Source organism: Chryseobacterium endalhagicum (genome assembly GCF_016745235.1).
Lineage (GTDB): Bacteria > Bacteroidota > Bacteroidia > Flavobacteriales > Weeksellaceae > Chryseobacterium > Chryseobacterium endalhagicum.
On the sequence record NZ_JAELVM010000003.1, the window covers coordinates 377,374 to 390,134 of the forward strand.

The window sequence follows — 12,761 nt, forward strand, 5'->3', positions numbered from 1 at the left end:
CTTTATGAAAAAACTTTTATTCTTTTGTCTTTTAACGGGTTACTCGGTTGTAAATGCGCAAACAGAGCTTGTTTTTGTTTATTTTACCGATAAACCGAATAAAGCTGCTTTTTACGCCAATCCACTGTCTGAACTCAGTCAAAAATCCCTTAACAGACGTACTTCGCTGGGAATTTCACTGAATGATCAGGACGCTCCCATTGAGCAGTCTTATATCCAGAATCTTCAGAACCTTGGTTTTACCGTTACAGATTATTCCAAATGGCTCAACGGGGCAGCAGTAAATGCTACTCCTTCACAAATAACTATATTACAGGGACAGCCTTATGTTTCATCTGTCGGACGCTTTGCCAGAAATACTTCTTCTGTTCCCAAAACAGCAGCCCAGAACAAGTGGAATTCCACTTCTGATACTCAGAATGAGCTCACCCTTTTTAATTATGGCTCAGGCTCTGCACAGATCGACCAGATCAATATAAGACCGCTGCACCTTGCAGGATTTACAGGAACCGGAGTTTCCATCGCGGTTATTGATGCCGGATTTCCTTACGTTAATACAGGTTCGGCTTTTGCAAGAATCCGGAACAATAATCAAATCAAAGCTGTTTATGACTTTGTGACGAAAAGCAACAACGTTTACAGCACCTCCATCAGCAATCATGGCTCGGCAGTGTTGGGCGCTATCGGAGGCTATATTGAAAATACGTTTGTAGGCTCTGCACCGGATGCCGATTTTTACCTGTACCGCAGTGAAAATGCTGTAGGAGAGATTCCTGAAGAGGAACTGTACTGGATAGAAGCGGCGGAAGAAGCAGACAGAAAAGGTGTAGACATTATTACAGCATCTCTGGGATACAATGTTTACGATGATACGAGATACAGTTATACTTATTCAGATATGAACGGAACCACTTCCTTCATCGCCAGAGCAGCAGAAATTGCCGCTGATAAAGGAATTTTCGTTCTTGCGGCCGCAGGAAATGCCGGACAGCAGCCATGGCATTATCTGATGACCCCATCCGACAATCCAAAGGTATTCAGTATAGGCGCAGTGGATGCCACAGGGAATTCATCAGCTTTTTCATCTTACGGTCCCAATGCACTGGGTATTGTAAAACCTGACGGAAGCGCCAGAGGAAGCGCAGCGGCAACAGTTAATAACAGTACTTTAACTGCAGTTAACGGAACTTCCATCGCAACCCCTATCGCTGCAGGCGGCGTAGCGTGTTTTCTGCAGGCTTTTCCTTCAATGAACAGGGAACAGATCAAAACAAAATTACGTCAGACCGCATCCCTTTATCCCAATCATACCGACCAGATGGGCTATGGTATTCTTAATTTCGGAAGCATTTACAACCAGGTTTTAAATACCTCTGAAATAGTGAAAAAAGAAAAATTTGCCATTTTCCCGAATCCGGTAAAAAATATTTTAAATATAGCTTCGGAAAGCGAAGTTTTATCATTGGAAATTTATGATAATTTAGGGAAGCTGATCAGGAAAAATAAAGATCAGAAATCTGTAAAAGTGGAGGATTTTCCAAAGGGAACGTATTATCTTAAAATTCAGACGAAGGATCAGGTTTTTTATGAGAAATTCCTGAAGGAGTAGTTTTTTTGTGGTTTGTTTTTTAAACACAAATTACACTAATGCTTTGCACGAATATCACAAATATTAATATGAACCGGAAGTTTTAGAAAATGGAATTTATTCCGTTTTTAATGATAATAAAAGATAGCAATACTATTTTATTTCCCGCAGATTTCTCAGATGACACAGATTTTTATTGCGACAAAGATATTCAATAGGAACGGGCTTTAGCCCGTTTTACTTTAATGATGAAGCCAATGGCTTTAGCCAAAATCTAAAATGCACCCGTTTATTCGGTTTTAAACAAAAGAAAACGCCTCTCCATCGAAAGGCGCTCTTTTATCAGTTATGCTGAGTTTCTGCTCGCATTAATATTCCCGAATAATGATCTTGTCACCAGCTTCTCGTAAGCTTCTTTATTGCCTTCTCCTTTCTGGATCTTCATCAGTGCATACTGCTGGATACTCAACAGCGGCAATACAATCTTTTCACGGATCTTGACCGATTTTCTTGAAAGCGGATCTTCTTCCTGCAGCATTTTAAATCCGGTAAGCTCAAGCATAATATCTCTTGAAAGTGTATATTCCTCAAAAAGGACATTCCAGAATGCTCCGAATTTCGGATTGTTTTTGATGTAATAAGTCAGTGGAAAGTAAGATTTATTCATACTCATCATAGAGTTCAGAACCAGAGTTTTAAAAAAGTCGGAGCCTTTATACAGTTCTTTTACTTCTTCCAGTCTGCCCTGTTCCTTCATCTGCTGCATAGCAAATCCGAATCCGAAAAACCCGGGAACATTCTGCTTCAGCTGAGACCATGATCCCACAAATGGAATGGCTCTCAGATCTTCAAACTTCAATTCGCTTCCGTTTCCTCTTTTGGAAGGGCGGCTTCCGATATTGGTTTTTCCGTAATATTCCAGGGTACTCATTTCCTGAAGATACGGTACAAACATAGGATGGGCCTTAAGATCTGAATATTTTTTATAGCTGATCTCTGCCAGTTCAATAATCAGTTTTCTTTCTTTTTCGGTGAGATCTTTTTTTGAGTTTTTAAAGACGTCATTCTCCACTCCGGCTGTCAGAAGCTGCTCAAAATTGTATTTCGCCTGTTCCTTATTTCCAAAAATACTGGTGATCGTCTGTCCCTGTATCGTCAGTTCTATTTTATTGTTTGCGATGGTATTTCCCTGGGAAGCATAGAAATCGTGGGTTTTCCCGCCTCCCCTTGCCGGCGGACCGCCTCTGCCGTCAAAGAATACCACTTTAATTCCATTCTGAACGGAAAGTTTAGTTAAGACCTCTTTCGCCTTATAAATTTCCCAGTTGGCCTTTAAATATCCGCCGTCTTTTGTTCCGTCTGAAAAACCGAGCATGATGGTCTGCTGATTTCCTCTTCTTTCAAGATGTTTCTTATAGACAGGGTTCTGATAGAGTTCATTCATCACATTTTCAGAGTTGGCCAAACCTTCCATCGTTTCAAAAAGGGGAACAATATCCATTTGAATTTCCTCATCCTGGTACCCGCAGATTTTGAAAAATGCATAGACATTCATCACATCTTTTACCGCATCGGAATTGGAAATAATGTAGCGGTTCATCCCTCTATGCCCGTTCAGCTGCTGAATTTCGGCAACCTGAGAAACCGTCAGCAATGTATCTTTCACAATATCTTCGAACTGGTCTGCATTGACTTTATTGCCAAGCTGGATCAGTGTATTGAACTTTTCTTCCTGAGAAGCATCAGTGTTTCCGGATACTTTTGCAAAAACCTCATCAATCACTTTCTGATGAATTCTGCTGTCCTGACGTACATCCAGCGTTGCAAAATGAGTCCCGAAAATTTTCACACGGTCCCTGAAATTTGCCAGAAGATCTAAAAACAGGAAATTGTGGTCATTCACCAGTATTTTTTCAGCTTCATCCGTTCTTTTCAGAATTTCCTGTGCTGTGATGATCTTTCCGTTAAAGATCGCTCCGTAAAGCTCGTCACTCAGCTGGGTCAGTATTTCTGAAACGCCTCTGAAACTCAACCTTCTTCTTATAAATTTCAAATGGCTGTAGTAAGATTTCAGAATGGCGGATCTCAATTCTTCTGCGACTCTTTTGGTAACATCAGCCGTTACGAAAGGATTTCCGTCCCTGTCCCCACCCGGCCAGAAGCCAAGCTGGATAATATCTTCGTGCAGATGGAAATGTCCGTTGCCAAATGTCTTTTTAATCTTGGTAAAAAGCTCTCCTATCGTGTCATAATACACGTACCTTAAATAAGAAATAATGCTCAAGGCTTCATCTATCGGAGTAGGTTTTTCTTTATTTACAAACGGCGTTTTCCCTAACTGCTGCAGAAGCATATCGATCTGCGTCACCGAATCGCTGGTAATGGCACCTCTCAGATCCTGAATAATCCTCTGGACTGAACTTGGATAAAATTGCGTCGGGTGTGCTGTAAATACGACTTTTACGGTAAAATCTTTAAGCTTTTCACGAACTTTTTCAAGCTTATGATCCTGGTATGAACGTTCGAAAAGATTGGTCACCGTTCCGCTGTCACTTTCAGAATGAAGGTTCGGAAACGCTGCATCTTCTATACTATCGAACAAAACCACCTGTCTTTCGATATACTGTATGATCTTAAAAAGCAGTTCCACTTTCTGCTCTTCCGTCTGGAGATCGGTATGGTTTTTAAAGAATTCTTCGACGATTTTCTCCGGGGTTTTGCCCTCTTCATATCCGTTTCGGCTTTCCTCGTAAAGGAACGGGAGAAGCATCCCGATATTGGTCATTTTATCATAAGGCAGGCTCATAAATAATGAATTGTAGATCTGGAACTTATTCTCCACGATCTGCCTGAATTTTTCTGCTCGTTGGTCGTGTATCATATAACAAATGTAATGGATTTTGAAATTAAATGAATTGACAAATGACAAAAAAACGGAGTACTTCGAAATAAAAATCAATATTTCTTATGGACTTCCTGTACATTGAACACAGATTTTAAAAATAATCAGAACGGTTGCGACAATTCAGGCTTATTATAATTTTGAATGCAACAGTTTAATGATTAATTTTACTTTTACAGAAATTAATCAGCATCTTATGAAAAACATATTTATATTCTTTTTAATGGCTTTTGTTTTCACAGGCTGTGGTAAAGATTGCTATAATCCTCCTCAGACGATCGCTTTTAAATTCGTTGATTCCAATGATGAAAATCTGATCACGAACGGAATACTGACGATGTATTCAATTAAAGATGAAAGCCAGACTGAAGTACAGTTAACCAGAACATCTGACGATATGGTGATTTTAGAAAATGTAGGGGCTTATAATGGGATTAAAAAATATACTTTTCAATCTAATGTTAAAACTTTTGAATTTTCCATACATTCCTCAGAATTTAATGCAGGCTGCGATGGCTATCAGATCAATAAATTAACATTTACAGGTGTCAATATTGCTGTAACGGACGAAAAAGGATATTATAAAATTGTACTGCAATAGTTTAAACAAGAATTATGAAAATTATTCCGATCATTTCTTTTCTGTTACCAGGCTTACTGCTTTCCCAGAATACAGTTCCCTCCGATTTCAAAAAAATTCCGGAAATCCTTGATAATATCGAGCTCCTTTACCCATTTATTGTTCCGGATAAAGAATATGCATACTGGAGAGTACTGACCAATGATCCGGATCCCGACAAAGCTATTATCTACGAGAGCCAGATGCCGGATTTCATGACGATCAACGAACCTTTTCCTGAGAAAGGTTTTTTCCAGAAATGTCTTGGTGAAAAATGTTTTTCCTATATTCTTGCCTGCAAAAAGGAGAGATCCGTTTATTTTACCAGTGAACAGCAGCTGAAGGATTTCATCGGCAGTGTGGATAATCTTCCTGAAGCTATTTTACTCGCTAAAACGTATGGCTTTTCAGTGGATTCCACCGATAAATTAAGCAGCTCTTATAAAATTGAGGATAAACATATCGCTCTTTATCTTTCAAAGACTAAAGGCTGTCCTGAAATTAAAGAATCTTACATTATAAAAATCAATAGAAAAAGCGGGAAACTTGAATCAAAAAATAACGGCATCTATTTTAAGGGTGAGAATTGCGATACTTCTGCCCAGAGTTTATCAAAATAAAAAGAGAAGCCTGGAAATTCTGGGATTCAGGTTTTCGGGTTATGGGAGAGAGAGTTTGAGAGTAAATGAGTTGCTGGTTACTGGTTGTCAGTTGCTGGTTTAGAGTTGATCAGTTGAGCATACCATTCACTTGCAAAGCAAAATTCACAATTGACATTTCACAAATCTCAAAGTCCCCAGTCTGATATCTGAAATCTGATGTCTTACATCTTGGCTCTTGATTCAGAGAGCTGCTGGTTTAGAGTTTATCAGTTCAACATACCATTCACTTGCAAAGCAAAAGCAAAATTCACAATTGACATTTCACAAATCTCAAAATCTCCAGTCTGATGTCTGAAATCTGATGTCTTACATCTTGGCTCTTGATTCAGAGAGTCATTTGTTTTCAGTTGTTTGTTGCTAGTCTAGAATAAAAGTTTATCGGTTCTGAATACCATTCACTTGCAAAGCAAAATTCACAATTGACATTTCACAAATCTCAAAGCCTCCAATCTGATGTCTGAAATCTGATGTCTTACATCTTGGCTCTTGGCTCTTACATCTAAACTATAAAACACTGCAATAGGAATTTTAAAACTTCATTAACTCAGTTTTCGCATTGCTTTCCGTAAATTTGAATCAAATAAATTTAGAACAATGCTTAATTTCGAATTTAAAAATCCAACAAAAATACTTTTCGGAAAAGGTGAGATCGCTAAAATCTCCCGTGAGGTTCCGAAAGATGCTAAAATCCTGATGATCTATGGTGGCGGAAGCATCAAAAAAAACGGCGTTTACGATCAGGTAAAAGAAGCTTTGAAAGACCACGAACTCTATGAATTCGGAGGTGTTCCCGCAAATCCTGAGTATGAAGTGCTGCTGGACGCTTTACACTTTATCAAAGAAAAAAACATCAATTATCTTCTGGCTGTAGGAGGAGGATCTGTAATCGACGGAACTAAATTCCTTTCTGCGGCGGCCAATTATAATGGTGAACCCTGGGAAATCCTCAGAAATTCAGTAAGAACTTTTGAAGGGGAAGGAATGCCTTTCGGAAGTATTCTTACACTTCCTGCTACCGGCTCTGAAATGAATTCAGGATACGTGATCTCCAGAAGAGAAACCAATGAGAAGCTATCCTCCGGCGGACCGGGACTTTTCCCGCAATTTTCAGTTTTAGATCCGGAAGTGATCAGAACCATTCCAAAAAACCAGATCGTTAACGGAATCACAGATGCCTATACCCATGTTCTGGAGCAGTATATGACAGCGCCTTCGTCTGCCGATCTTCAGGAAAGAATTGCAGAAAGTATCCTTATCAGTCTTCAGGAAACCGCGCCTAAAGTTCTTGGTGATGATTTTAATTATGATGCGGCCGGAAACTTTATGTGGTGCTGTACGATGGCTCTGAACGGACTGATCCAGAAAGGAGTGATCACAGACTGGGCAGTACACGCCATGGGACACGAGCTGACCGCTTATTTCGGGATTGACCACGCAAGAACTTTAGCTGTTATTGCTCCTTCCCACTACCGTTACAATTTTGAAACGAAGAAAGGAAAACTGGCTCAGTATGCGGAAAGAGTCTGGGGAATCAAAGACGGTACTTTAGAAGAAAAAGCAGAGCAGGGCATCAAAAAAATGGAAGAATTTTTCCACAGCCTGGATATTAAAACCAAGCTGTCCGAATACACGGAAGATTATAAAGGTACTGCCGAAAGAGTGGAACAAGCTTTTAAAGACAGAAACTGGTCCGGCCTGGGCGAATATAAAAAACTGACGCCTGAGGATGCTTATAAGATTGTGGAGATGAGTTATTAGAGTTTCGGGGTACGAGATCCGGGTTTCGAGATTCGGAGTGCGGGTTTTGAGTTGGAGAGTGTGAATTCAGAAATACTGATTGAAGTACAAATATCTGGTGGCAGAGGCTCCCGAAGCCACCAGTCGTAATATCCCGCGTACCCAAACCCAAATCCCGAACCCCGCAACCCGTATCTTACATTCATTTAGCCTCCGCACAATATAAATTCCAGTTATTTATAAACATTCGTTTAAAAAAGCACGATTTCATTATAGATATTTCAAATTTATTTATATTTTAGCATATTCTTAAATTTGTGAAAATGAAAAAACAGCTACTTTTATTTGCCTTTTCAGCTTTGGCACTAACTTCCTGTAAAGATGACAATATCGAAGCTTATGAATTGGAAATGATGAGCGGAGACTGGAAAATCAGTAAAAGGGAAATCATTTCCGGAAAAGACAATAAAACAGTACTTTACACTGAAACCATTTCTGACTGCGAATCTAAAAATATTCTGCACTTCAGAACCGATTATTATACAAGTTATACGTACTTTACCGAAGTCGGCCTTGAATGTCAGATGGGCGGAAAAAATGAAGGACAGTATACGTACAGTGAAGAGTCTAAGCTGCTAAACATCAAAAACACCAATGATACCGAAAGAAGGTACAGGGTGGAAGTTCTTACCAGCAAAGATATGAAGCTGGCACAGCTGTTCGGTGCTATTGATTTTAATAATGACGAAACAGACGATCTATACTACATTACCTACAAAAGATAAATACAGACTCCCGATAAACCGGGAGTTTTTTATTACTTTTATACGATATTAAAATTGATTACAATGAAGAAGATTCTTTCAGCATTTCTGTTGCTGTATTTTACCGTTGCCTTTTCTCAGGAAAAAAAGCCCATGTTCTGGCAGGACATTCAGAATTTCAAAAAAGCAGATCAGGACAACCCGCCGCCTAAAGATGCCATCCTTTTAATAGGAAGCTCTTCTTTCACAAAATGGACGGATGTAGCCGATTATTTCCCTGATAAAATAATTATCAACAGAGGGTTCGGCGGTTCAAGAATGACAGACCTTAATGATTTTGCGGATGACCTTTTAAGTCCTTATCAGCCTAAACAGATCATCATTTACTGCGGAGATAATGATTTTGCAGATAATCATGACCTGAAAGCAAAAGTTGTCGTAAAACGGTTTAAAACCTTCTACTCTAAGATCCGGGAGCGGTTTCCCAATATTGAGGTAGATTTTATTTCCATTAAATATTCTCCGAGCCGCGAAAAGCTATGGCCGCAGATGAAGGAAACCAATAAGAAGATTGCTGCTTTCATGAAAAAAGAGCCTAATGCAGAATTCATCGATATTACCAAAGCCATGGAAGATTCCACCGGAAATGTGCGAAGAGATCTTTTTGTGGAGGATATGCTGCACCTTACTCCGGGAGGATATGAGGTTTGGACCAAGGTCATGAAACCATATATGAAATAATTCAATAAAAACTTCAGTTCAGACTGGAGTTTTTGTTTTTTAATCGGGTATTCATTCGTATAAAACAGGCAGTCATTATTTTTTATTTACTTTGTACTACCAAATTGCAAACACTATGAAAAAATTATTATTGACAACATGCCTGTCGGCTTTTCTCCTCATCTCCTGTAACAATGATGATCAGGCAGATTCTCCTATCTTGGGAACCTGGAAAGCTGCAAAAAACATAACTATTTCCGGAAGCAACGGTGTGATACTGCTGCAAAGCCCAATAACGGGATGCGATGCAGGAGCAACGTATGATTTCCGGGCCAATGGTGATTTTGAATACAGAAGCTCATGCACGAATTCATGGGAAACCGGAACGTTTAAATACAGTGAAGGCAGTATGGTAATTACCTTCTATATCAATGTGGATGGCAGCGATAATCAGATGGGTACGGAGAATTTACATTCCCTCACGAGCAATGAAATGCAAACCATCACCGGTAAGGCAGATTATGACAATGACGGCGTTCAGGATATTTCAGTTATTTCTTATGTCAGACAGTAATTGAAAAGCATGATCTTATCTGTTACTTAAATTTCATGATAAGCTCTTTATTCCTGCTTTCGAGCTGAATTTTTCCCAGTTGAAGCTTCTCTTTCAGCGTATTCTGAGTTTTTAATCTCAACTCTCTTATTGCTGTCGTTTTTCTGTCTGTCAGATGAAGCGTGATCTCAATGGAGTCTACCTCAAAGGTTACGGATTTTTTACCCGAAGCTTTTATTTTTATTCCGAAAGAGGCCAGCTCTTCAGTGATTTTTTTGTAATCTTCCGTACTGCATTCAAGCACAATCCCGGAAAGGTCTTTTATTTCTTTGTTGGTATTGATTTTCTTTTCCAGGAAATCTTCTCTGGTAAAAGAAGTATAAGGCGTACCATACAAACGGGTCAGGAAATCAGGATTATAAAAGGCATACCATGTAGCAACGCTGCCTTTAAGCTTTGTGTAATAGGCGGAATACCAAAGCATCTTTTCATTTCCAAAACTCCATTTTGCTTCTGATTTTTCAAATTTAAGTCCTTTTTTCTTCAGTTTACTTTCAATATCATCAGAAAACGGCGCATGAACATCCCAGGAAAATCCAATGCCTATGGCTCCTTCTTTCTCACCAAATTTATTGTCCGGTCCCATAATTTCAAGATAGGTAGAGCCTCCGCGCAAATAAGCTGTTGTACTTTTTCCATCCACAGGATCAAAACCCGGTAATCCCTTATCAAAATTGCCCCAGTTCATTAACTGTTTACTGGCTTTAATTTCCTGAAAAGAAACCGAATCCAGAACAAAATACATATGATTTAATTTCAGTACCTCATCCTGCCCAAAAACTTTACAGCCAGACATCAGGAGAAAAATAAATAAACAAAGATTTTTCATGAATTAATATCGTATTAACTCCTAAAGCTAACAAAAAAATCCTTGAACGGGATTTTTTTTATTTCTTTTTCTTGGATTTTGATATGGCTTTCTGCTGGGCTCTGTTAGCTCCAAACTTCTTGGGAGCCTTTCTTTTTGATGGTCCGCCCCAGTTTTCCTTTTTATTTTTATCCTTTTTTTCGTGGAATGCTCCTCCTCCTTCATTCAGCTTTACCTGAGCAGGATTTTTCATAATGATCACATCTTCTTCGGAAGCGATCTTCTTAGGATTTATTTTTACTTCCGCAGGGAAATCATTAAACTTCAGATCTTTATCCATTAACAGCTCAATATCAAGAATAGAAGCTTCTTCTTTCTTAGTCACGAAAGTAATCGCTTTACCGTCTTTGTCCGCTCTACCCGTTCTTCCTATTCTGTGAATATACTGTTCAGGGATCTCAGGCGTTTCAAAGTTGATGACGTGGGTAATATTCGAAATATCAAGACCTCTGGCCATTACATCGGTTGTGATCAGTCCTCTTACTTCTTCATTCTCAAATTTTTTCATGGCTTTAAGCCTGTAATTCTGAGATTTGTTGGAGTGGATCACATCAAACTGTTCAGGGAAAAGCTCATCAATTTTCGAGAATAAAAGGTCTGAATTCTTCTTATTATTAGTAAAGATCAGCACTTTGGACATATCCTCGTTATTCTTTAATAAATGCTCAAGAAGATTGATTTTGGTATTAAAGTTTTCTACTTTATATCCTGTCTGATCAATTTTTTCAAGTGGCGTCCCCGATTTTGCAAGTGAAATTTCTATCGGGCTGGCAAAATACTGGTCCAGCATTTCATCTACTGCTTCCGTCATGGTAGCCGAGAAAAGAATGTTCTGTCTCTTCGGCTTCATCATTTCGAAAATGTGGGTAAGCTGCGGTCTGAAACCTAAATTCAGCATCTCATCAAACTCATCAATGATCAGCTTCTGTACTTCTCTTAATGAAATGGCATTATCAATGGCAAGGTCCATTACCCTTCCAGGCGTTCCTACCAGGATATCGCAGCCGTCATTAAACAAAAGTTTCTGTGTATTGATATTTTTTCCTCCGTATATTCCGATTACCCTTGCGGTAATATTTTCTGTCAGTTTCTCAAGGACTTCGGAAACCTGTACTACCAATTCTCTTGTAGGAACAAGAATCAGAACGGTAGGATTTCCTGTTTTATTATATTTCCATGTTTTCAGAACCGGCAGAAGATAAGCTAATGTTTTACCGGTACCCGTCTGTGCAATTCCCATAACATCCCTTCCTGAAAGTATTGGCCCTATACTTTTCTCCTGAATGGGTGTAGGTTCAAATAATTCCAGATCCGCTAAAACATCAAGAACTTTAACCGGCAGGTCAAAATCCGCAAAAGTGAGTTTTTCCATGGTGCAAAGATAGGTATTTAAATTGAGAGGATGCTGGGTCGGGTTTGAGAGTTGGAGAGTGAGAGGGTTTTTGAGTCTCAAGGTGAGGGATAAAAGGTCTAGGGTTAAGCGTAGATGCAATAGAATTACAATTTTCACCGCCAATTTCTAACTTCTAACTTCTAACTTCTAACTTCTAACTTCTAACTTCTATCGCAAAACTCAATTCACTTTCACGCTCTTACTTTTAATTTTAATATCATCATCTTCCCAAGTACTTGAAGTGATGATCACATATCCTTTCTTTTTAGGATCTTTTCTGATCGGAAATTTCTCTTCTTCCCATTGTGAACAGTGTGTGGAGATAGAGGGTACTAAAGGCTTCCAACCTGCCTTATCAAGGGTATATACATGAAAGCCATGCCAGCAGCTGGTACACCAGCCCGGATAAAAACCAATCTCATCTTTTCCGTCTTCATTAAGATCTCCCAGATTGTACAACCCTCCATTATTCGCAGGTGAAATGATAAACGGTTTTATTTTTTTATCACTGAAATAGACTGTTGTTTCACATTTTCCATCACATTCATCCGTACAATCATTTACTTTGGTGTAGGCATATTCCTTTGTTCCGTTGCCGTCAAAATCTCCAGACAGACCTTTTTCAGCAGCTTCCTGAGCTATGAAAAGTGAACTGAAGAATGTCATCGTGGTTAAGATAAGTTTTTTCATAGGGTTGCGTGTTTCGAGATTCGGGGTTTCGGGGTGCGTGTTCCGAGTTCCGAGTTTCGGGTTTCGGGTTTCGGGTTTCGAGATGTGGGGTTTGGGGTGAGTTCTATATTTTTAAGCTTAAGTGGAATAAAATTACAATTTTCAGCATTAACTTCTAACATATTAACGCGAATCCCGAATCCCGGATCACGAAAACCCGCAACCT

General features: G+C 39.2%; 11 protein-coding genes. 7 read left to right on the forward strand and 4 right to left on the reverse strand.

Annotated elements, in window-relative coordinates; all coding sequences use genetic code 11:
- Nucleotides 1–4: 4 nt before the first annotated feature.
- The gene (locus JET18_RS17425; protein WP_202093136.1) at nt 5–1,609 is read left to right on the forward strand and encodes a S8/S53 family peptidase; all 1,605 of its coding nucleotides are present in this window, start codon (nt 5–7) and stop codon (nt 1,607–1,609) included.
- Between the two features lie 325 nt (nt 1,610–1,934).
- On the opposite strand, the gene JET18_RS17430 is transcribed toward JET18_RS17425, so the two are convergent.
- Nucleotides 1,935–4,469 (reverse strand): phosphoenolpyruvate carboxylase, encoded by a 2,535-nt coding sequence (locus JET18_RS17430; protein ID WP_202093138.1) that lies wholly within the window; start codon nt 4,467–4,469, stop codon nt 1,935–1,937.
- A 217-nt stretch (nt 4,470–4,686) separates the two neighbouring features.
- Here JET18_RS17430 and JET18_RS17435 point away from each other — a divergent pair, with 217 nt between their 5' ends.
- The 6 genes from JET18_RS17435 (at nt 4,687) to JET18_RS17460 (ending at nt 9,566) form a co-directional block, all read left to right on the forward strand.
- On the forward strand, nt 4,687–5,091 hold the full coding sequence (locus JET18_RS17435) for a putative periplasmic lipoprotein (protein WP_202093140.1): 405 nt from the start codon (nt 4,687–4,689) through the stop codon (nt 5,089–5,091).
- A 14-nt stretch (nt 5,092–5,105) separates the two neighbouring features.
- Nucleotides 5,106–5,729 carry a hypothetical protein gene (locus JET18_RS17440; RefSeq protein ID WP_202093141.1) on the forward strand — a complete coding sequence of 208 codons (624 nt, stop codon included), beginning with the start codon at nt 5,106–5,108 and terminating at the stop codon, nt 5,727–5,729.
- Nucleotides 5,730–6,365: 636 nt separating this feature from the next.
- A complete protein-coding gene (locus tag JET18_RS17445) occupies nt 6,366–7,529 on the forward strand; it encodes an iron-containing alcohol dehydrogenase (RefSeq protein WP_202093142.1) in 1,164 nt (387 codons plus the stop codon).
- A gap of 302 nt (nt 7,530–7,831) precedes the next feature.
- The gene (locus JET18_RS17450; protein WP_202093143.1) at nt 7,832–8,293 is read left to right on the forward strand and encodes a lipocalin-like domain-containing protein; all 462 of its coding nucleotides are present in this window, start codon (nt 7,832–7,834) and stop codon (nt 8,291–8,293) included.
- Between the two features lie 63 nt (nt 8,294–8,356).
- The gene (locus tag JET18_RS17455; RefSeq protein WP_202093144.1) at nt 8,357–9,013 is read left to right on the forward strand and encodes a GDSL-type esterase/lipase family protein; all 657 of its coding nucleotides are present in this window, start codon (nt 8,357–8,359) and stop codon (nt 9,011–9,013) included.
- 115 nt (nt 9,014–9,128) lie between these two features.
- A complete protein-coding gene (locus JET18_RS17460; protein WP_202093145.1) occupies nt 9,129–9,566 on the forward strand; it encodes a lipocalin family protein in 438 nt (145 codons plus the stop codon).
- A gap of 22 nt (nt 9,567–9,588) precedes the next feature.
- Here the strand turns inward: JET18_RS17460 and JET18_RS17465 are convergent, their stop codons facing one another.
- The 3 genes from JET18_RS17465 to JET18_RS17475 form a co-directional block, all read right to left on the reverse strand.
- Nucleotides 9,589–10,434: a DUF5829 family protein gene (locus tag JET18_RS17465; protein WP_202093146.1), complete on the reverse strand. Its 846-nt coding sequence runs from the start codon at nt 10,432–10,434 to the stop codon at nt 9,589–9,591.
- A gap of 58 nt (nt 10,435–10,492) precedes the next feature.
- Nucleotides 10,493–11,845 (reverse strand): DEAD/DEAH box helicase, encoded by a 1,353-nt coding sequence (locus tag JET18_RS17470; protein ID WP_202093148.1) that lies wholly within the window; start codon nt 11,843–11,845, stop codon nt 10,493–10,495.
- Nucleotides 11,846–12,046: 201 nt separating this feature from the next.
- On the reverse strand, nt 12,047–12,556 hold the full coding sequence (locus tag JET18_RS17475) for a hypothetical protein (protein WP_202093151.1): 510 nt from the start codon (nt 12,554–12,556) through the stop codon (nt 12,047–12,049).
- Nucleotides 12,557–12,761: the final 205 nt, after the last annotated feature.